Annotated in this window: 15 protein-coding genes; 3 read left to right on the forward strand and 12 right to left on the reverse strand. The window is 66.3% G+C overall.

Annotated elements, in window-relative coordinates:
* Nucleotides 1-30: 30 nt before the first annotated feature.
* On the forward strand, nt 31-1,419 hold the full coding sequence (locus N7333_RS17250; RefSeq protein WP_003241279.1) for an L-serine ammonia-lyase: 1,389 nt from the start codon (nt 31-33) through the stop codon (nt 1,417-1,419).
* Between the two features lie 331 nt (nt 1,420-1,750).
* Here N7333_RS17250 and N7333_RS17255 read toward each other — a convergent pair whose 3' ends face one another.
* Nucleotides 1,751-3,406, reverse strand: coding sequence for a BCCT family transporter (locus N7333_RS17255; protein ID WP_012020276.1), 1,656 nt, complete (start codon nt 3,404-3,406; stop codon nt 1,751-1,753).
* 236 nt (nt 3,407-3,642) lie between these two features.
* Complete coding sequence (locus N7333_RS17260; RefSeq protein ID WP_129483712.1) at nt 3,643-5,310, reverse strand: BCCT family transporter; 1,668 nt, start codon at nt 5,308-5,310, stop codon at nt 3,643-3,645.
* Between the two features lie 282 nt (nt 5,311-5,592).
* On the opposite strand from N7333_RS17260, the gene cls reads away from it, so the two are divergent.
* Nucleotides 5,593-7,038 (forward strand): cardiolipin synthase, encoded by a 1,446-nt coding sequence (gene cls, locus N7333_RS17265; protein WP_129483713.1) that lies wholly within the window; start codon nt 5,593-5,595, stop codon nt 7,036-7,038.
* Nucleotides 7,039-7,156: 118 nt separating this feature from the next.
* Nucleotides 7,157-7,888, forward strand: coding sequence for a transporter substrate-binding domain-containing protein (locus N7333_RS17270; protein WP_129483714.1), 732 nt, complete (start codon nt 7,157-7,159; stop codon nt 7,886-7,888).
* Here the strand turns inward: N7333_RS17270 and N7333_RS17275 are convergent.
* The 10 genes from N7333_RS17275 to N7333_RS17320 all read right to left on the reverse strand — a co-directional run.
* On the reverse strand, nt 7,871-9,082 hold the full coding sequence (locus N7333_RS17275) for a PepSY-associated TM helix domain-containing protein (RefSeq protein ID WP_129483715.1): 1,212 nt from the start codon (nt 9,080-9,082) through the stop codon (nt 7,871-7,873). The two genes, N7333_RS17270 and N7333_RS17275, sit on opposite strands and share 18 nt — an antisense overlap.
* A gap of 50 nt (nt 9,083-9,132) precedes the next feature.
* Nucleotides 9,133-11,223, reverse strand: coding sequence for a TonB-dependent siderophore receptor (locus N7333_RS17280; RefSeq protein ID WP_129483716.1), 2,091 nt, complete (start codon nt 11,221-11,223; stop codon nt 9,133-9,135).
* Between the two features lie 164 nt (nt 11,224-11,387).
* A complete protein-coding gene (locus tag N7333_RS17285) occupies nt 11,388-11,903 on the reverse strand; it encodes a DUF3617 domain-containing protein (protein ID WP_129483717.1) in 516 nt (171 codons plus the stop codon).
* A 142-nt stretch (nt 11,904-12,045) separates the two neighbouring features.
* Entirely contained in the window at nt 12,046-12,453 is a 408-nt protein-coding gene (locus N7333_RS17290) for a DUF1850 domain-containing protein (protein ID WP_129483718.1), read from the reverse strand.
* Nucleotides 12,450-14,477 (reverse strand): TRAP transporter permease, encoded by a 2,028-nt coding sequence (locus N7333_RS17295; RefSeq protein ID WP_279859157.1) that lies wholly within the window; start codon nt 14,475-14,477, stop codon nt 12,450-12,452. The genes N7333_RS17290 and N7333_RS17295 overlap by 4 nt, the downstream gene beginning before the upstream one ends.
* Before the next feature lie 238 nt (nt 14,478-14,715).
* Entirely contained in the window at nt 14,716-15,669 is a 954-nt protein-coding gene (locus tag N7333_RS17300; protein WP_003241306.1) for a TAXI family TRAP transporter solute-binding subunit, read from the reverse strand.
* Nucleotides 15,670-16,146: 477 nt separating this feature from the next.
* Nucleotides 16,147-17,487 (reverse strand): sigma-54 dependent transcriptional regulator, encoded by a 1,341-nt coding sequence (locus tag N7333_RS17305; protein ID WP_012020286.1) that lies wholly within the window; start codon nt 17,485-17,487, stop codon nt 16,147-16,149.
* A 161-nt stretch (nt 17,488-17,648) separates the two neighbouring features.
* Complete coding sequence (locus N7333_RS17310) at nt 17,649-19,394, reverse strand: ATP-binding protein (protein ID WP_177491274.1); 1,746 nt, start codon at nt 19,392-19,394, stop codon at nt 17,649-17,651.
* Nucleotides 19,395-19,433: 39 nt separating this feature from the next.
* Nucleotides 19,434-20,618, reverse strand: a complete 1,185-nt coding sequence (gene cfaB / locus N7333_RS17315; RefSeq protein WP_129483722.1) for a C17 cyclopropane fatty acid synthase CfaB — start codon at nt 20,616-20,618, stop codon at nt 19,434-19,436.
* A gap of 75 nt (nt 20,619-20,693) precedes the next feature.
* Nucleotides 20,694-21,405: iron ABC transporter permease (locus N7333_RS17320; protein ID WP_279859160.1), on the reverse strand; the 712-nt coding region annotated here is incomplete at its 5' end.

The following is a 21,405-nucleotide window of genomic DNA, read 5'->3' on the forward strand; positions in this document are numbered from 1 at the left end:
GTCCATTTAATCGACAAGAAGAACCTCGCCATGGCTATCAGCGTTTTCGACCTGTTCAAAGTCGGCATAGGCCCGTCCAGTTCCCACACCGTCGGCCCGATGCGCGCGGCCGCCCTGTTCACCCACGCTCTGGAGAACCACGGCCATATGCCGCAGGTGACCCGCGTCGCCGCCGAGCTGTATGGCTCGCTGGGCGCCACCGGCAAGGGCCACGGCAGTGACAAGGCGGTGCTGCTCGGCCTCAGCGGCCATGAGCCGGACACCGTGGACGTGGATCAGGTGCCGGCCTACATCGACACCATCCGTCGCGACAAGCGCATCGTCCTGGCCGGCAAGCATGCCGTGCGCTTCGACGAGAAGACCGATCTGAAGATGTTCCGCAAGGCGCTGCCGCTGCACGCCAACGGCCTGCGTTTCGCCGCCTTCGACGCCGCCGGGATTCAGGTACACGAAGCCACCTACTACTCGGTGGGCGGCGGCTTCGTGGTCAGCGAGGCGATTCTCGCCGACGGCTCCAAGCACAAGGTCATCGCCCCGGACGCCACGGCCCTGCCGCTGCCGTTTCGCAGCGGTGCCGACCTGCTGCGCCTGAGCCGCGAACACGGTATCGGCATCGCCGAAATCATGCGCCGCAACGAGCGTCACTGGCGCAGCGACGAAGAGACCGACGCCGGCCTGCTGGAAATCTGGAAGGTGATGCAGGCCTGCGTCGAGCGTGGCTGCCGCACCGAGGGCATCCTCCCGGGCGGTTTCAAGGTGCGTCGCCGCGCCGCGATCCTGGCACGCAAGCTGGGCGGCTTCCAGCGCAGCTACCTGGAGGATCCGCTGCGCATGCTCGACTGGGTCAACCTCTGGGCCCTGGCGGTGAACGAGGAGAATGCCGCCGGTGGCCGCGTGGTCACCGCGCCGACCAACGGCGCCGCCGGCATCATCCCGGCCGTGCTGCACTACTACGCCAACGCCATTTCCGGCGCCAGCGAGCGCGGCATCATCGACTTCCTGCTCACCGCCGGTGCCATCGGCATTCTGTACAAGGAAAACGCCTCGATCAGCGGCGCCGAAGTGGGCTGCCAGGGCGAGGTCGGCGTGGCCTGTTCGATGGCCGCTGGCGCGCTGTGCGCGGTACTCGGCGGCACCCCGGAGCAGGTCGAGAATGCCGCCGAGATCGGTATGGAGCATCACCTGGGCCTGACCTGCGACCCGGTCGGCGGTCTGGTGCAGATCCCCTGCATCGAACGCAACGCCATCGCCTCGGTGAAGGCCATCAACGCCGCGCGCATGGCGCTGTACGGTGACGGCGCGCACTACGTGAGCCTGGACAAGGTGATCAAGACCATGCGCGAGACCGGCGCCGACATGCTGACCAAGTACAAGGAAACCGCTCGCGGCGGCCTGGCGGTGAATATCATCGAGTGCTGATGCGCGCCCTGCCCGCCCAACGCCCCGGTTGATCCGGGGCGTTTTCGTTTTCGGCGCTCGCCCGTGCAGTGCGCTCAGGGGGCGCAGCCGCGGCCGCCACCCTGCAATGGCCTGCCAGCCGCAGCCAAACGGCTCGCTAGCCTCATGAGAATATGGCGCTGGTGCCTGGGTAGCTGGCCGCCCCCCCGACCCGGACGCAGCGGCCTTGCAGCGATTACGGAACGGGCGCCGGCGCACCAGACCATAAACGACGACGCCCCGGTCGATCGACCGGGGCGTCATGCTGGCAAGCCGTCAGCGCCTCACGGGCGCTGAAGGCTCATAGGAAGGCTCAGCGCGGCTCGCTCATCAGTCCCTTGATGATGGACACGCAACCCACCAGCAGCACCAGGGTGAAAGGCAGGCCGGTGGATACCGCCATGGCCTGCAGCGCCACCAGGCCGCCGCCCAGCAGCAATGCCACGGCCAGCGCGCCCTCGAGCAGCACCCAGAACGCCCGCTGCGGCATCGGCGCATTGACCTTGCCGCCGGCGGTGATGGTGTCGATCACCAGCGAGCCGGAGTCCGACGAGGTGATGAAGAACAGCACCACCAGCACGATGGCGACGAACGAGCTGATCGCGCTGATCGGCAGTTGCTCGAGCATGACGAACATCTTCAGCTCCAGCGCCGCCTGCTGCAGTTCGCTCAGGCCGCCCAGGGCCTGATGCAGCGCGGTGCCGCCGAAAGCGCTCATCCACAGCACCGATACCAGCGACGGCACCAGCAGCACGGCGATAAGGAACTCGCGCACGGTGCGGCCGCGGCTGACCCGGGCGATGAACATGCCCACGAACGGCGACCAGCTGATCCACCAGGCCCAGTAGAAGGCGGTCCAGCCCTGGCTGAAGTTGGCGTCTTCGCGGCCGATGGGGTTGGACAGCGCCGGCAGGTACTGCAGGTAGGCGCCAAGGTTGTCCAGCACGCCACTCAGCAGCAGCGCGGTGGGTCCGGCGATCAGGACGAACAGCAGCAGCACCAGGGCCAGGCCCAGGTTGATCTCGGACAGGCGCTTGACGCCCTTGTCCACGCCGGCCAGCACCGAACACAGCGCGATCAGGGTGATGACGGTGATCAGCAGCACCTTGGTGGTGGGATCGGCCGGCAGGCCGAACAGGCTGTGCAGGCCGGCGGTGGCCTGCTCGGCGCCCAGACCCAGCGAGGTGACCAGGCCGAACAGGGTGGCGAACACGGCGAGAATATCGATCACGTGACCCGGCCAGCCCCAGACCCGCTCGCCCAGCAGCGGGAAGAAGATCGAACGGAACGACAGCGGCAGGCCCTTGTTGAAGGCGAACAGGGCCAACGCCAGGGCGACGATGGCGTAGATCGCCCAAGGGTGCAGGCCCCAGTGGAAGATGGTGGTGGCCATGCTCAGGCGCGCCGCTTCTTCGGAATCGCCAACCGCCGCGCCCAGCGGCGCCCAGTCGCTGCGCACACCGTTCTCGCCGACGGCGACGCCGGCCAGGGACGAGTCGTAGTGCGACATGGGTTCGGCCACGCCATAGAACATCAGGCCGATGCCCATACCGGCGGCGAACAGCATGGCGAACCAGGAGGTGTAGGAATAGTCGGGACGCGCCAGCGTGCCGCCGAGACGCACCCGGCCCAGCGGCGAGACGATCAGGCCCAGGCACAGCAGCACGAAGATATTGGCCGAACCGAGGAAGAACCACGCCAGGTTCTGCGTGAGCCAGTCGCGAACGGCCTTGAACAGCGGCTCCACCTCGTTGTGCAGGGCCAGCGCCAGCACCACGAAGATCAGCGCACTGAGCGCGGAGACGAGAAATACCTTGCCGTGGATATCGAGGTTGACCAGGTAGCGACCGCGGATGTTGTCCTGGCCGACCACGTAGTCGGTGTCTATCAGACTGACGGCTCCACTCGGGGCCGGAATACCGTCGTCGTTGGCTTTGCTGGGCCCTGGAGGCACAGGGGCTTGGCTCATGGGCTGCTCCTTCTTGTTATGGCGCTGAACGCAGCGAGCGGCGCCATGCCGCACGCGGTGGCTGACGCTAACAGAAGGAAAAACCGGCAAGAGCGGCGCAAACGGCGTGGGGCTATCCATTAGCGACCAGGGGCGTATCGATGAGCCCATGCCCGCCGCCCGGCGCTTCGCAGTCATGAAGCCTGCACGAAAAAGCGCGCCCGCAGGCGCGCTCTCCGAGGTGGCGGCAGCGGCGCTCAGCGCGGCTCGCTCATCAGCCCCTTGACGATGGACACGCAGCCCACCAGCAGCACCAGGGTGAACGGCAGGCCTGTCGACACGGCCATGGCCTGCAGCGCCACCAGACCGCCACCGAGCAGCAGGGCGATGGCAATCACCCCTTCGATGCTGGCCCAGAACACCCGCTGCGGCACCGGCGCGTTGACCTTGCCGCCGGCGGTGATGGTGTCGATCACCAGCGAGCCGGAGTCCGACGAGGTGATGAAGAACACCACCACCAGCACGATGCCGATGAACGAGGTGATGGCGGTCAGCGGCATTTCACCGAGCATGCTGAACAGCTTCAGTTCCAGACCGGCGTCCTGCGCACCGGTGAAACCGTCCACCAGCAGCTGGTTGATCGCGGTGCCGCCGAAGGCGGTCATCCACAGCACCGAGACCAGCGACGGCACCAGCAGCACGGCGATAAGGAACTCGCGCACGCTGCGGCCACGACTGACGCGGGCGATGAACATGCCTACGAACGGCGACCAGCTGATCCACCAGGCCCAGTAGAACGCGGTCCAGCCCTGGCTGAAGTTGGCATCCTCACGGCCGACCGGGTTGGCCAGCGCCGGCAGGTATTGCAGGTAGGCGCCCAGGTTCTTGAAGAAGCCGGTGAAGATGGCCAGGGTCGGCCCGGCGATGATGACGAACAGCAGCAGCGCCATGGCCAGGGCCATGTTCACTTCCGACAGGCGCTTGACCCCCTTCTCCAGCCCGGCGACCACCGACACCAGGGCGATGAGGGTGATGGCCACGATCAGCAGCACCTTGCTGGTGTCGGTGGCGCTGATGCCGAACAGGTATTCCATGCCGGCCGCCGCCTGCTCGGCGCCGAGGCCCAGCGAAGTGACCAGGCCGAACAGGGTGGCGAACACCGCGAGGATGTCCACCACGTGGCCCGGCCAGCCCCACACGCGCTCACCGAGGATCGGGTAGAAGATCGAGCGGATCGACAGCGGCAGGCCCTTGTTGAAGGAGAACAGCGCCAGGGCCAGGGCGACGATGGCGTAGATCGCCCAGGGGTGCAGGCCCCAGTGGAAGATGGTCGCGGCCATGCCCAGGCGCACCGCTTCCTCGGTGTTGCCGGCGGCGCCGCCGAGCGGTGCCCAGTCGGTGCGCACACCGTCCTCGCCCAGCGTGACCCCGCCCAGCGCCGCACTGTAGTGCGACATCGGCTCGGACACGCCATAGAACATCAGGCCGATGCCCATGCCCGCGGCGAAGAGCATGGAGAACCAGCCCACGTAGGTGTAGTCGGGAGTCGCCTGCTTGCCGCCGATGCGTACCCGCCCCAGCGGCGAGACGATCAGCCCGAGGCAGAGCAGAACGAAGACATTGGCGGCGCCGATGAAGAACCAGGCCATGTGATGGGTGAGCCAGTCGCGCAGACCGCTGAACAGCGGCTCGACCTGGTTCTGCAGGGCCAGCGCCAGCACCACGAAGACGATGGCGACCAGCGCGGAGATGGTGAAGACCTTGCCGTGAATGTCCAGTGAGAAGATGAACTGGCCTTTGATGTTGTCCTGGCCGATGACGTAGTCGGTATCGATCAGATTGGCTTCACCGGTCGGTGCCGGGATGCCGTCGTGGGTTTCCGCTGCGGATGGCGGTGTCGTTTCATGCGAAGGGACGTTTCCCATGGTTGGCGTGCTCCTTGATGCGTTGACTCGCTAGACGAGCGTGAACAGGACGGATGCCCTCCTCCAATTGATGACGACCCACCCTTGGGTCGGACGCAAAGGGTAACACATGAATTCGGCTCATTCAGAAACGGCGCGCACGTGAGCCGCCCAAATACATCTTGCCCGTAGCTGCTGCCACCGCCCTCTGCCATTGTCCTGCGGCGCATGGCAGGATGGCTGACGAACGCTCTGCAACCCCCGTGGTCAGCTGCACACAGCCTGTGCAAAGGACGCTCCTGCATGCCTGCGGATTTCGGCATTCCCCACCTGTTCGGCTACCTGATCGCTACCGTCCACGCCCTCGGCGTACTGGCGGCGATCCATGCCGTGCTGACCGTGCGCACGGCGCAGGGAGCGCTGGCCTGGGGTCTGTCGCTGTTCTTCATGCCCTATCTGACGCTGCTGCCGTATCTGGTGTTCGGCCGCAGCCGTTTCGATGCCTACGTCAAGGCGCGGCGCCAGGCCGACAAGGAAATGCGCCATGCCATGGCCGAACAGGACTGGCGCCCCTGGGTCGAGGAAGCCAAGGCGGCGCATCTGTCGCCGGTCTACGAGCGACTGGGCGCCCTGCCGCGCCTCTCGCACCTGCCGGGGCTGACCGGCAACCGCGTGGAGCTGCTGATCGACGGCGAAGCCACCTTCGCCGCGATCTTCGCGGCGCTGGCCAGCGCGCAGCAGGTGATCCTGCTGCAGTTCTTCATCATCCGTGACGACGCCCTCGGCCGGCGCCTGCTCGAGGTGCTGCTGGAGCGCGCCGCCGCCGGCGTGCGGGTGCATGTGCTGTACGACGGCGTCGGCAGCCATGCGCTGCCGCGCGCCTACATCGAGCGCCTGCGCCGAGGCGGCGCGCTGGTGCACGCCTTCCCCACCCGTGCCGGGCTGTTCAACCGCTTCCAGCTGAATTTCCGCAACCACCGCAAGATCGTCGTGGTCGATGGCGAGATCGGCTTTCTCGGCGGGCTCAACGTTGGCGTGGAATACCTCGGCCAGAAACCGCCGCTGGCGCCCTGGCGCGACACCCATGTGGAAGTGCGCGGGCCGGTGGTGGCGAGCCTGCAGGAGGCCTTCGCCGAAGACTGGTACTGGGCCTGCCAGAAGCTGCCGCCGCTGCTGATGCCGAGCAAGCAGGACGAGCCCGGCCAGCTCTGCCAGGTCATCGCCAGCGGCCCGGCGGACCCGCAGGAAACCTGCTCGCTGCTGTTCGTCGAAGCGATTCACGCGGCGCGCGAACGGGTCTGGCTGAGCAGCCCCTACTTCGTGCCCGACGAGGCGCTGTTCGCCGCCCTGCGCCTGGCGGTGATGCGCGGCGTGGACGTACGCCTGCTGCTGCCGTCGCGGCCGGACCACCATATCGTCTACGCCGCCTCCAGCCTGTATGCCTTCGAGGCGCTGCGCGCCGGGGTGCGGATCTTCCGCTACCAGCCGGGCTTCATGCACCAGAAGGCGCTGCTGATCGACCATGACGCCAGCCTGCTGGGCAGCGCCAACCTGGACAACCGCTCCTTCCGCCTGAATTTCGAAGCCAACCTGCTGATCTTCGACGAGGCCTTCAACGCCCAGGTGAGCCACATGCTGGAGGAGGATTTCAGCCGCTCGCGCGAGCTGGTCAATGCCGACCGGCGCAACTTGCATCGCCTGCAGCAACTGGGCATGCGTGTGGCGCGGCTGATCTCGCCGATCCTCTGACGCGAGGCCTCGACTCGCCACTGCCACCCGCGTCTGGCGAGACTTTGAACAGGCTCCGAAGCGCAGCTATGGTTACTGGGGTCAAGCGCTGTTAGCCGTCAGCGAGACCCGACCCGCCATGAAAATCCGCCTTGCCCTGCTGCTCTGCCTCAGCCTGCACCTCGTGCCCAGCCAGGCGCAGGAGGCCATTCGCGTGGGCGTCGAGCTGCAGCCCTATCAGCCCTATTCCGAGGTGGAGAACGGCGAATACCGCGGCTACGCCCGCGAGCTGCTGGACGCCTTCGCCGCAGAACAGGGCTACCGCTTCGTCTATACGCCGCTGCCGGTCAGGCGCCTGCTTGGCGACTTTCTCGGCGGCCGGGTCGATCTGAAGTTTCCCGACCACCCGCAATGGAACGCCGACCAGAAGGCCGGCCACCCGGTACGCTACAGCCAGCCGGCGGCGCCCTATGTCGATGGCGTGCTGGTCAAGCCGCAATACCTTGGCCAGGGCAAGGCACGCATCCGCCTGCTCGGCACGCAGAACGGTTTCACCCCCTGGCCCTACCTAGAGGACATCCGCGCCCAGCGGATCAAGCTGATCCAGGCCAACCAGATCGAATCGCTGCTGCTGATGGCCGCCAGCGACCGGGTCGATGCGGTCTACCTCAACCCCCGCGTGGTCACCCATCAGCTGCGCCAGATGCGCCTGGCGCCGGACGCCCTGGTATTCGACCCGCAGCTCGCGCACGTCGAGGATCACTACTACCTGTCGAGCATCCACCACCCCGAGCTGATAGAGGCCTTCGACCGTTTCCTCGAGCGGCGCGCCGAACTGGTCGCGGCGATCCGCTTACGTCATGGCCTGTGAAACGCCGCGCAGGCGCTGCTCGGCGAGCAGGCGCGAACGGCGCTTCTTCGCCCAGATCACCACGCCCGTCAGCGACAGCCCCGCCACCGCCAGGCCCAGCAACGACACCAGGATGCGCCCCGGCAGACCGATGATGCGCCCGGAATGCAGCGGGAACTGCGCCTGCAGGAAGATATCCCCGGCACTGCCGGTGCCCGGCACGTGCGCGCCGGCCAGTTCGCCGGTCTGGCTGTCGACGTAGATCCAGGGGTTGCCCAGCCCGGCATCGCCGTGATCGTCGCCCGGCTCGTAGAAGCCGACGCCATACACGCCGAACTCTGCCGAATGGAACAGCCCGCCGGGAGGCGCGTCCCAGCCCAGCCGCCGCGCCTCGGCATCGGCCACGGCGATGGCCTGGCGGCGGTCGATCAGCGGCACGATCTGCTCATCCAGGGTGACCGACGTGCGGCTGGCGAAGGGGCTGGGCGTCAGCGGCGAAAACAGCTCGACCAGCGGCCTGGTCACCTGCCGCTCCAGGTTCATCGACACCGAGGTGACGGCCAGCACCAGCAGCAACAGCCAGATCCATACCCCGCCGGAACGATGCAGGTCGAAATTCAGCTTGTAGCCGACCTGGCTCCAGCGAAAGGCGAACGACTTGCGCCAGCTGCGCAGGTTGGGAAACGACAACCACAGCGCCACCAGGCAGTCGATGCACCAGACGATGGCGACGATGCCGAAGAACAGCATGCCCAGCTCGATGCCGAAGCCGTCCGGGATATGCAGGCTGTAATGCAGCTTGTAGAGAAATGGCAGCAGGTTCTCCCGGCTCAGGGAGATCGCCCCCCATTCGCGCTGGCCCTGGATCTCGCCAGTGACCGGGTCGATGCCGAGCTGGTTGAAGCCGAGCTTGAAGGCCTTGCCGGTGGCCGGATCGATACGCGGATCGACGAAGATGCCCAGCGCATGGCCGGGTTCCAGCGCCAGCGACATAAAGCTCACCTGCAGGCGCGGGTCGCGCGCTTCCAGGGCGTCCACCAGTTGCAGCGGGTCCTGCGCCTGCCCTTCGGTTTGCGCATCGAACAGGTGCGGGTTGAGCCATTCGTCCAGTTCGTGATCCCAGGAAATGACAGCGCCGGTCAAGCCGGCGGTGAACAGGAACAGGGCGATGAACAGGCCGCACCAGCGGTGCAGCAAAACCAGAATCGGACGCATCGAATCCTCTCGTCGACCGGCAGGGCCGCCCGTGCGGGCGGCCCTGGCCGTCAGTATTTCCAGGTCAGGGTGGCGCTGACGTTACGTGGGGCACCGTAATAGGCCTGAGTCCAGTACAGGCTGTTCAGGTACTTCTCGTCGGTGAGGTTGTTGAGGTTGGCCGACACGCTCCAGTTGGGATCGATGTCGTAGCTGGCCATCAGGTCGACCACGGCGTAGGCGTCCTGCTCGGCGATGCCGTTGTGGATATCGTCCTGCCAACGTACGGCGGCGCCGACCTTGAGCTTGTCCAGCGCCGGAATCCGATAGGTCGCGGCGGTCTTGACCATGTGCTTGGGCGAGTAGGTGACCCCGTGCGAGCCATCGGCATTGGTGATGTCGACGAAGGTGTAGCCCGCATTCAGCTCCAGTCCCTGAATGGGCTGGCCGGAAATCTCGATCTCGTAGCCTTCGCTGGTCAGCCCCTCGACCGCGCGGTAATAGGCGCGGCCACCGATGCTGCCCGCCTGTTGGGCGAAGTTGTCCTGCTCGGTGCGAAACACCGCCAGCGCCACGTTGACCTTGTCGTCGAACAGCTCGCCCTTGATGCCCGCCTCGTAGTTCACGCCCTCTACCGGCGCCAGGCGCGAGCCCGCAGCATTGGTTTTGGTCTGCGGATCGAAGATCTCGGTATAGCTGGCGTAGACCGAATATTGATCGGTGATGTCGTAGACCACCCCCGCATAGGGCACCACCTTGCCGCTGTTCTTCGAGGTCTTCGCGACACCGTAGTTGGTACCGTCACTTTTCACATCGACGACACGTGTGCCGGTGATCAGGCTCAGCTTGTCGGTCAAGCTCCAGCGCGCGGCGCCGTACATGCTCTTCATGCGGTCGGTGAAATCGCTGCCGTTGGTAGGCCGGTCGTTCAGCGGTTTGCCGATGTTGCCATCCCACTGCTCCAGCGGCGGCAGGGCAGTGCCGGTGGTGGAGTCGTAATAGGAGATATCGTTCAGCTCCGAGCGCGACCAACTGGCCCCCAGCGCGGCTTCATGCTGACGGCCCGCCAGGCTGAACGGGCCGCTGGCCTGCACATCGACGATCAGCTGCTTGTTCTCGTCCTTGTACTCGGACGGATAGCTGAACAGGCCGAGGCCGGTATTCCTATCCGGCGTACCGTACATATAGAACAACGAGCCATCGCCCTTCTTTTCCACTCGCGTCAGTACGGTCTTGGCTTGCCAACCGTTGTCGAAGGTGTGCGCCAGCTCGGCAAAGGTGCGGTTTTCCTTGACGTCCCAATAGGCCCAATCGGAGGACGTGCTGGTGGAGCGGGAATAGTCGGTCTGCGAACCGTCGCTGTAGTTCAGCGGCAGCGCACCCCACATCGGCGAGTTGGCATCACTGGTCTGCAGGGTGTGGCCGAGGGTGAAGAGGGTGCGCTCGTCCAGATCGAACTCCAGCACCCCGTGGAAGACGTTCTTCTCGCGCGAGTAGCGGTCGAGGTAGGAGTTCTTGTTTTCGTTGGCGTACACCACGCGGCCGCGGATGTTGCCGGCATCGGACAGCGCACCGGATACGTCGGTGTCGATACGGCGCTTGTCCCAGGAGCCGGCCGTCAGGTCCACGCGCGCCTGCGGTGCCAAGGTTGGCCGCTTGCGCACGAAGTTGACGGTCGCCGAGGGATTGCCGGTGCCCGACATCAGGCCGTTGGCGCCGCGAATCACCTCCACGCGCTCGTACATCGAGGTGTCCAGATCACCCTCGACATTGCCGTAGACGAAGGGCACGGCGATGCCGTCGTACTGGAAGTTGGTGATATCGAAACCGCGGGCGGTGTAGTAGGTGCGATCGGTTTCGACTTCCTGCACCTGCACGCCCGGCACGGCCTTGAGCGCATCGTTGACGCTGGTGAGCTTGAAGTCGCGCAGCTGGGCGCCGCTCAGGGTGGAAATCGCCTGCGGCGTCTGCCGCGGGGTCAGGTCGAGCTTGGTCGCAGCACTGCTGGGGGTGGATTTGTAGCTATCGACCTCGTCCGCCGCACTGCTGCCGACCACGGTCTGAGCATCCAGCTCGAGCTGCTCCTGCTCGGCGGCCAGCGCTTGACTGAAATTGCAGGCGGCCGCAATCGCCACGGCCAGGTGGGTTTTTCTGCTGAACAAGGGACGATCTCCTGATGCGCTGTCGATAGCTGCTGGCAGTCCCTTTGCAGCAGGTTGCCTCACTGGCAGCATTTGCTAGACGCAAACGCAAATAATTAGCGACAAAATTCTCGCAACAGAAGATCCGCTCGTCAATGAGAAATATTTACACCTTTGTATAAGTATCAGTTACGTTTGAGCGAACCACAGTCCGCCCCGACCCAGCGGGCACGGCTTTCCATGCTGCTCGGCTGGCCGTTGTAGGTGCCTTTGACCTGCGTGGTGAATTCCTTGTCGCTGACGAAGCGCGTCTCCCCTTCGCCCTGAGCGTCCGGGCAGTTGAAACGGAACTTCCACAGCTTCGCGCTGCGCTCAACGATCTCGTTGCTGCAGCCGGATTCGGGATCGTGCAGGGGGATTTCCTGCGCCTTGATCTGCTCGGCGGTCAGGCACATCTGCACGCCACCAGCACCGAGCCTGATGCCCTGCTCGGCCATCATGTTTTCCATCATCTGCCGCTGTTCGGGCGGCAGGTTCTGCATCTGCGCCAGCATCTGCTCCATGCCGGGCATGGCTTGACCGCCCATCTGCATGCTGTGCGAGCTGACTTCCCAGACGCCGGGCTGGATATCCAGGGCGCTGGCCGTCAGCGGTGACAGACAGAGAGCGAGCGGGAGGGCGAAACGAAAGATCGGGCGCATGGCAGGTCTCCTGGGCAGGTGGTTAGCCAAGCCTAGCAGGCCGCAGACGAACAAAACCCCCATAGGCTCGCGCCGCATGGGGGTTCTCTTCCTTTCCGCCCGGCACTTGTGGCGCCGGAAGCCTGGGTCCGCTCTGGCGAACCTAGCCCGCGTCAGCCGCGGGGGAGCTCAGCTCGCAGCTCCAGAGTTCCAACACCGGCTGGCTCGCTTGTGGCGGGCCGAGCCAGTCGCTCATCGGGCGACAACGCTGGTCGATACACAGTTGGTAATCCCCGGCTTCGGGCGTACGCCCGACTCGCAGGGGTTGCAAAGGCGGTAGCTGACGCTGGTAGTGCCAGCTGCCATTGCGCAGTTCGGCGCCGTCGGGAATCTCCATTCCGGCGCCGGAACCCTTGACCCGCGCCTCGCCGAGCACCAGGCCGTCGGCGGTGACGCGGTAATCCTCTTCCCAGCGGATCTTTTCGATGGTGTGGGTCCAGGCCAGGGTGAAGGCCGGCGTGGGCAACTCTGCCCACACCGCGCCGGCCAACCCCAGGCACAGGCCGATCACGTCGTCGCCGCCTCGGCGCGACGGGCGCGCCACAGGTGCTGAGCGATGAAGATGGCGCTGAGGGCAAAGCCGATTTCGTCACTGATCGGCGTGGCCAGAATCAGGCTGGCACCGGCGGCCAGGCCCAGGATGCGCTCCCACCAGGCCAGCCTGGCCTGCAGGAAGCCGGTGAACACCACGCCCCAGATGCCGATGGCCAATGCCGCCTTGAACAGCACGTAGAAGGTCGCCAGCAGGCTGTCGCCCTGCAGCATCAGCGCCGGCGAGTAGACCGCCATGTAGGGCACGACGAAACCGGCCACGGCGATGCGGATCGCCCACAGGCTGATCTTCAGGCCGCGCTCCTTGGCGATAGGCGCGGCGGCGAAGCAGGCCAACGCTACCGGCGGGGTAAGGTCGGCCATGATGCCGAAGTAGAAGACGAACATGTGCGAGACGATCAGCGGCACGCCCAGTTCCAGCAGTGCCGGCGCGGCAATCGAGCTGGTGATGATGTAGTTGGGAATGGTCGGAATGCCCATGCCCAGCACCAGGCAGGTGAGCATGGTCAGCACCAGCGAGAGGAACAGGTTGTCCTGGCCGATGGCGAGGATGTAGCCGGCGAAGGTGGAGGCCACCCCGGTCAGCGACACCACACCGATGATCACCCCGACCAGGGCGCAGGCGATACCGACCGGCACCGCGTGACGCGCACCTTCGACCAGCGCGTGCAGGCACAGGATCAGGGTGTCGCGGCCGCCCTTGACGAACCAGCAGACCGCCACCAGCGCCGCGATGACGCCGAACACCACGCCGATGCCGAGCTGGAAGAAGCCGGCGCAGAGCACGCCCAGGGCGATCCAGAAGGCGAAGCGCATGGCCTTGGACGAGACCCGCAGGATGATCGCGGAGCCGAGGATGACCATGGCGGTCAGGGCCAGGCCGACGGTGCCGGAGAACAGCGGCGTACGCCCGGAGAACAGCAGGTAGATGAGGATGAACAGCGGGATCAGCAGGAACCAGCGCTCGCGCACGGCCTTCCACGGGTTCGGGCATTCCTCCTTGGGCAGGCCGCGCAGGTTGGCGCGACGGGCCTCCAGGTGGACCATCCAGAACACCGAGCCGAAGTACAGCAGCGCCGGGATCAGCGCGGCCTTGGCCACCTCGAAGAACGGCACGTTGATGGTCTCGGCCATGATGAAGGCCACCGCGCCCATGATCGGCGGCATGATCTGGCTGCCCATCGACGAGGTCGCCTCGACCCCGCCGGCGAAGGCCGGGCGGTAGCCGAAACGCTTCATCAGCGGGATGGTGAACTGCCCGGTGGTGACCACGTTGGCCACGCCGGAGCCGGTGATGGTGCCCATCAGCGCCGAGGACACCACCGACACCTTGGCCGGGCCGCCGACCTTGTGGCCGAACAGGCCCATGGCGAAGTCGGTGAACAGCTTGATCATCCCGGCCTGCTCGAGGAAGGCGCCGAACAGGATGAACAGGAAGATATAGGTGGCCGACACGTAGGTCGGCGTGCCGTACAGACCTTCGGTACCGAAGGCCAGCTGGTTGACGATCTGATCGAGGCCGTAGCCGCGGTGCATCAGATCGCCCGGCAGGTACTGGCCGAGCATGCCGTAGGCGAGAAACAGCGCGCAGATGATCGGCAGGGCGATGCCCATGACCCGCCGCGCGGCCTCGAACACCAGCACGATGAGGACCAGGCCGACGATCATGTCGCCAGTGGTCATGTCACCCGAGCGCTGGATCAGGTCCGCCTCGAAGTACCACTGGTAGATGGCCGTGGCCATGCCGGCCAGGCCCAGCAGCCAGGCCAGCGGCTGCCAGGGGCGCTTGACGCCGAAGGCGGGGATGCTGATGAACACCAGCAGCAGCAGGAAGCCGACGTGCACCGCGCGCAGCACCTGGGTGGACACCGGGTGGAAGGCGGCGGTGACGATCTGGAAGATGGAAAACAGCAGCGCGACGGCGAACAGCGCCTTCGGCCAGTCGGACGGGCTGGCGCCCATGCCCTGATTCTGCTCACTCATGGAGTGCACACCTCATGACTACTTCGATTGCGGAGACAGAGTCGCCAACAAAACCCACCGTCCATGAACGCCGGTTTTATTCGCGATTCTGGGAACTCTGTCCGTTCCGGTCTTTGCGCTGTAGGAGCGGATTTATCCGCGATGTTCGCGAGGAAATCGCGGCTGAAGCCGCTCCTACAGAAGCTTGTGCGTGAAAAGACCTAGCAGGCCGCGACTCATGTCACGGCCTGAAGCGGCATCAGAGCGCGCCGGCTTCCTTGTAGAAGCGCTCGGCACCCGGGTGCAGCGGGATAGGCAGGTTCTTGGTGGCGCTTTCCAGCTTGATGTCCTTGGCCGCGGAGTGGGCGGTGCCCAGACGCTCGAGGTTGTCGAACATCAGCTTGGTCATCTGGTAGGCCACCTCGTCGGAGACGCCTTCATGGGTAACCAGGATGTTGTTGATGGCCACGGTGGGCACGTCGGCGTCCTGACCGTCGTAGGTGCCCGCCGGGATGGTGGCGGCCTCGTAGGCGGCGTTGTCGATCTTCGCGGTCACTTCGGCCGGGATGGAGACGAAGCTGATCTTCATGGTCGAGGCCAGGTCACGAATGGCGGCCATGCCCAGACCGGAGGACTGCAGGGTGGCGTCCAGCTGGCGGTTCTTGATCAGCTCCACCGACTCGGCGTACGGCAGGAACTCGACCTTGCCCATGTCCTTGTAGCTCAGGCCGGCGGCTTCGAAGATGGCGCGGGCGTTGAGCTCGGTACCGGACTTCGGCGCGCCGACGGAGATGCGCTTGCCCTTGAGGTCTTCCAGGGTCTTGATGCCGGATTCGGCGTTGGCGACGATCTGGATGTAGTTCGGGTAGGTGCCGGCGATGGCGCGCAGCTTCTTCAGCGGCGCCTTGAAGCCGGCGTCTTCCACGCCGTTCCAGGCATCGGCCACCGAGTCGCCCAGGGCGAAGGCCAGTTCGCCGCGACCGGCCTGCAGCAGGTTGAGGTTTTCCACCGATGCCTTGGTCGCCTGTACCGAGGTCTTGGCGCCGTCGATGCCGTTGCTGTACAGCTGCGACAGGGCCACGCCGATCGGGTAGTACACCCCGCTGGTGCCGCCGGTGAGGACGTTGATGAAGGTCGGGGCAGCGAGCACCGCAGTGCTGGCAGTGATGGCCGCAGCAGCGGCGAACAGGCTGAGTTTCTTGGTCAGTCGCATGGAAATATCTCCGTCGTTGTTATGGCTTTATGCAGAGTTTCACTCTAGACGACGCCCGCTGCGGCTAGGCGGCGGGCGACGTCGGCTGTGCGCGATCAGCGGCGCAGGGTGCAGCGTGGGACAAGAGCCGCGGCGAGCGCGGTCAGGAGGCGGCCCATGCACGGCGGCATGGCGCGGAAGACTGGGCAGTTCATGGGCAGACCTCTTGTCGTTGTTATGGTCGCCGCGTCGGCAGGCTGCTGCGCGGCTGAATCTGTCATAGCAGATGCCGTGCCAGGGCCTGAAAAGCCCGATTTAGAGCGGTCTTGTTACAAGACTAAAGGGTCACTGAGCGAGAAACCGCCGACACCTGTGACGGGGTCGGCAAAAATCCGCTTATCGAAGTACTCTGGGCTACGAAGGTCGATCCCCCGTAGGAAGCGCCGTGCGCACCGAGAGCATCGCGGCCCGAAATTGGCTGCGCACGACCCGGGCGGCCTACTCCTCGCCGCCGGGCAGGTAGTCACCGCGCGCCAGACCGTGGCGCTGCATCTTCTCGTTGAGGGTGCGGCGCGGCAGCTGCAGCATCTCCATCACCGCGGCGATGTTGCCCTGGCATTGCAGCAGGGCGTTGTGCAGGCACTGCGCTTCGAAGGCTTCCATCTGCTGCGCCAGTGCCTGACCGGCGAAGCGCTCGGCCGGCGGCGGGCTGGACAGCCCCAGGGCATGGCGCTCGGCGGCATTGATCAGCTCGCGTACGTTGCCCGGCCAGTCATGACCGAGCAGGCGCGCCAGCTCGCTGGGTGCCAGCGGTGGCACCTCGCGGCCGTGACGCTCGGCGGCGGCACGAGCAAAGTGCTCGAACAGCAGCGGAATGTCCTCGCGGCGCTCGCGCAGCGGCGGAATGTGCAGGGTGGCGACGTTCAGGCGATACACCAGGTCCTCGCGGAAGCGCCCGGCCTTGACCTCGTCGAGCAGATCCGGCTTGGCCGCGCTGATCACCCGCAGATCGACCTGGATGCTCTTGTTCGAACCGAGGCGCTCCAGAGTCTTCTCCTGCAGCACGCGCAGCAGCTTGACCTGCTGCGCCAGCGGCAGACTCTCGACCTCGTCGAGGAACAGGGTACCGCCGTCGGCATGCTCGATACGGCCGATGCGCCGCGCCTGGGCACCGGTGAAGGCGCCGCTCTCGTGACCGAACAGCTCGCTCTCGAAGATGGTCTCGGGAATCGCCGCGCAGTTGAGCGCGGCGAAGGCCTTGCCGGCGCGCGGGCTGAAGTCGTGCAGGCAGCGCGCCACGCGCTCCTTGCCGCTGCCGGTCTCGCCGCGAATGAGCACGTTGACCGAGGTGCCGGCCAGCTCGAGGATCTGCCGGCGCAGGCTTTCCATCGGCCGCGAAATGCCGATCAGCTGGCTTTCGATACGCCCCTTGTTCGCCACCTGCTGACGCAGCAGGCGGTTCTCGCAGACCAGGCGGCGCTTGTCCAGCGCACGGCGCACGCTGTCGAGCAGGCGCTCGGGGGTGAAGGGTTTCTCGATGAAGTCGTAGGCGCCCTGGCGCAGCGCCTGCACCGCCATGGGCACGTCGCCGTGGCCGGTCACCAGGATCACCGGCAGGTCGGCGTCCACCTGCAGCAGCTTGTCGAGCAGTTGCAGGCCATCGCTGCCGGGCATGCGCACATCGCTGACGACGATGCCGGGGAAGTCGCGGTCCACCACCGCCAGGGCTTCGGCCGCGCTGGCGCAGGTGCGCACGGTAAAACCGGACAGCTCCAGCCACTGCTGCACCGCCTCGCGAATCGCCGCTTCGTCGTCGACCACTATGACCTGAGCGCTCATGGCACCTCCTGTTGAGAACGGCGGGCAGTGTAGCCCGACGAATGCGATCCGGGGGAACGACCGGTGCGCACCGCGCACCCTACCCAGCTGCGCGGCGCTACCTGATCGTAGGGTGCGCCGTGCGCACCAAACGTAGATGCCGCCGCTAATAGGCACCCACGTTAAGGCGCGGTCGGCAAACGCAAGGTAAACACCGCGCCCAGTGCGCCGTTGTGCGCCTCCAGGCTGCCGCCGAGATCGCGCACGATGCCGTAGGACACCGCCAGACCGAGGCCCAAACCCTGACCCACGGGCTTGGTGGTGAAGAAGGGCTCGAACACCCGGCCCAGGGTTTCCTCGGCAATGCCGCCGCCGCTGTCCTCGACGCTGAGCAGGCAGGTCTCGCCCTCACGGGAGATGCCGACCTGAAGGATGCGCACCTCGCTCTCGGTCATGGCGTCGAGGGCGTTGTGCAGCAGGTTGAGGATCACCTGCTCGATGCGAATCGCATCGCCGAGCACCTCGGCGCCGGCGTCCACCTGGGTGCGCAGTTCCACCTGCTCGCTGCGCATGCGCGGCGCCAGCAGTTGCAACGCCTGCTCCAGCACGTCGGCCAGGCACAGGCGCTCGCTGAGGCCGGCCGGGGTCTTGCGGGCGAAGGTCTTGAGGTGACCGGTCAGTGCGGCCATGCGCTGCAGCAGGCCGTCGATGCGCTGCAGGCCCTCGCGCACCGCCTCGGGCCGGCCGCTATCGAGCAGCAGGCGCAGGCTGCCGAGTTGCATCTGCAAAGCGGTCAGCGGCTGGTTGATCTCGTGCGCCAGGGCCGCCGACATCTGTCCCAGCGCGGCCATCTTGGCGGCATGCACCAGGCCGTCCTGGGCTTCGCGCAGCTCGGCGGTACGCAGCTCCACCTCACGCTCCAGGCGCTCGCGGATGCCGGCCTGCAGGCGCTGGTTCTTGCGCCGCTGGATAAGGAACAGCAGAAGGAAGGCCAGGGTCATCCACACCCCGGCGGCGGCCAGGCGGTAGCTGCGCACGCTGTCGGCCAGCCCGGACGGTTCGCTGAGCAGGTGCAGGGTCCAGCCTTCCTCGGGCATGGCCAGGCGCTGCCAGAGGTAGTCGCGGCTGCCGTCGGGGCCCTCGACCCGCGCCCAGGCGGCGTCGCCATCGATGTGCCGGTGCACCTGATGGGCCAACGGCTGCAGCGCCTGCTCGGCATAGCGGCGCACCTCCACCAGCTCGGCACGGGCCTGCTCGTCGAGCGGCTGCAGGGCACGGAAGCGCCAGGCCGGCTTGTTGCTGAGGATCACCACCTGGTAGCTGTCGGCGACCAGCAGCACGCCGGGCTGACCGAGCCATTCACGCTGCAGGTCTTCCAGTTCCAGCTTGACCACCAGCACCCCGAGCAGGGTGCCGTCGTCGTCACGCACCACGTGGGACAGAAAGTAGCCGGGAATGCCGGTGGTCACGCCCACCGCGAAGTAGCGCGCGCCATCGTCGCGCAGGGCATCCTGGAAATAGGGCCGGAAGGCGTAGTTGTTGCCGACGAAGCTGCTCCAGTCGCGCCAATTGCTGGCCACCAGGGTTTCGCCCCGGGTATCGAGCAGGTACAGCACGGTGGAGCCGGCAGCGGCGTTGAGCCGTTCCAGGCGCTGGTTGAGGGCCAGACGCAGCTGGCGATCCTGCGGCGCACGCAGCAGGCTGCGGATGTCGCTGTCCAGCGCCAGCACCTCGGGCACCGAGCTGAAGCGCTCGACCAGGGTGCGGATCGACTGGGCATAGAGCAGCAGCTGGCCACGCGCCTCGACGCTGCGCTCGGCCCAGGCGCGCTGCTCGGCATACCGCCCGCCCAGCCAGAGGCTCGCCAGCAGGCCGGCGAGAATGACCAGAACGGTGAAGAGAACGCGATAACGATGCTGCAGGGGCATGGGCGGCTCGAAGACGGAGTCGAGCCGCATCTTACTCCATCACCTGTACAGGTCGGCACGCGTCCAGGGCAGGTCGTGGCTGCCGTCTTCGCGCGGCTTCACCGCCAGGATCTGGTGCAGGTTCATCCAGCCGTGCTGGAAGCCGTAGGCGCAGCCGGCCAGATACAGGCGCCAGATGCGCAGGGATTTTTCCGGCACCCACTGCGCCGCTTTCTGCAGTCGCCGCTCCAGCCCCTGGCTCCACAGCTGCAGGGTACGCGTGTAGTGCAGGCGCAGGCTCTCCACATCGACGATCTCCAGCCCGGCCTCGCTGATCGCCTTGGCCATGGTCGCCAGGTGCGGCAGCTCGCCTTGCGGGAACACGTAGCGGTCGATGAACTCGCCGGCACCACGGGCGACCGGGCGACCATCGGTGAAGCGCGAGGTGATGCCGTGATTCATCACCAGGCCGCCGGCCCTGACCGCAGCGAACAGGCGCTGACAATACAGCGGCAGGTTGGCGTGGCCGACATGCTCGAACATGCCGACGCTGACCACCTTGTCGAAGCGGCCGTCCTGCGGCAGGTCGCGGTAATCCAGCAACTCCAGGGTCACGCGATCTTCCAGACCCTCTTCGGCCACCCGCTGCAGGCCCAGTTCCAGCTGCGCCTGGCTGAGGGTGATGCCGTACACCTCGGCCTCGAATTCACGCGCGGCGAAACGCGCCAGGCCGCCCCAGCCGCAACCGACGTCAAGCAGCCTGTCACCGGGTTGCAGGCGCAACTTGCGACACAGGTGACGCAGCTTGGCCTGCTGAGCCTGATCGAGATTCTCCTGGCCGGTTTCGAAGTAGGCACAGGAATAGACCATGTCACGGTCCAGCCACAGGCGGTAGAACTCGTTGGACAGGTCGTAGTGATAGCTGATGGCCTCGGCATCGCTGCGCTTGTCGTGCGCGGCGTAAGGCTCGACAGGTGCGGATTCGTCACCGAGCAGTGCACTGCTCAGCGCATCGCCCACTTCGATGGCCTCCTCGATGGGGCCTTCCAGATCGACCCGGCCTTCGACATAGGCAGCGCCCAGCGCATCCAGACTGGGGTGGGCCAGCTGGGTGACCAGGCTGGGGTCCTTGACCACCAGCGTCACCCGCGGCTTCGGCCCCAGATCGATCTGCTTGCCGTCCCACAGTTTAAGGCGCAGCGGTAGTCGTAGATCACGAAGTGCGGTGGGCAGTTGCGCGAGCATGGTCATTCCTCCGGCCAGGTGAATGAAGCCTAGAGCAGATGACCTGAGCGGTGCGGCCAGGTTCGATCCGGACGACTAGCGGCGCCGCAGCAACGCCACGAAGAACACCCCGCCAATGGCGGCGGTGACGATGCCGATGGGCAGATCCTGCGGCGCCAGCCAGGTGCGCGCGGCGACATCGACCCAGACCAGGAACAGCGCCCCCAGCAGCGCCGCCACCGGCAGCAGGCGGCGGTGCTCGGCGCCGACCAGAAAGCGCGCCACGTGCGGCAGCATCAGGCCGACGAAGCCGATGGCGCCGGACAGCGACACCAGCACCCCGGTCAGCAGCGACGCCACCACGAATACCAGCAGGCGCACCCGGCGTGGCTCCAGGCCCAGGCTCACCGCGCTCTGCTCGCCGGCCATCAGCGCGTTCAGCGCCCGGCCCAGACCGAGCAACACCGCCAGGGCCAACGCCAGACACAGCGCCGGCAGCCAGAGCAGTTCCCAGCGCGCCAGGCCCAGGCCGCCGAGCATCCAGAACAGCACCGAGCTGGCTGCATGCGGGTTGCCCAGGTACAGCAGCAGGTTGCTCGCCGCCATCATCACGAAGGACACCGCCACCCCGGCCAGCAGCAGACGCTCACTGTGCAGACGGCCGCTGCGGCTGGCGATGGCCAGCACCAGCAGCATGCTCGCCAGCGCGCCGACGAAGGCCGCCAGCGGCAGGCTGAGCAGCCCGGCGAACTCGCCCAGGTAAAGCACCACGACCACCGCGCCGAAGGCCGCGCCGGAACTGACGCCG

The organism is Pseudomonas sp. GD04158, assembly GCF_029834875.1.
Taxonomy (GTDB): domain Bacteria; phylum Pseudomonadota; class Gammaproteobacteria; order Pseudomonadales; family Pseudomonadaceae; genus Aquipseudomonas; species Aquipseudomonas hydrolytica.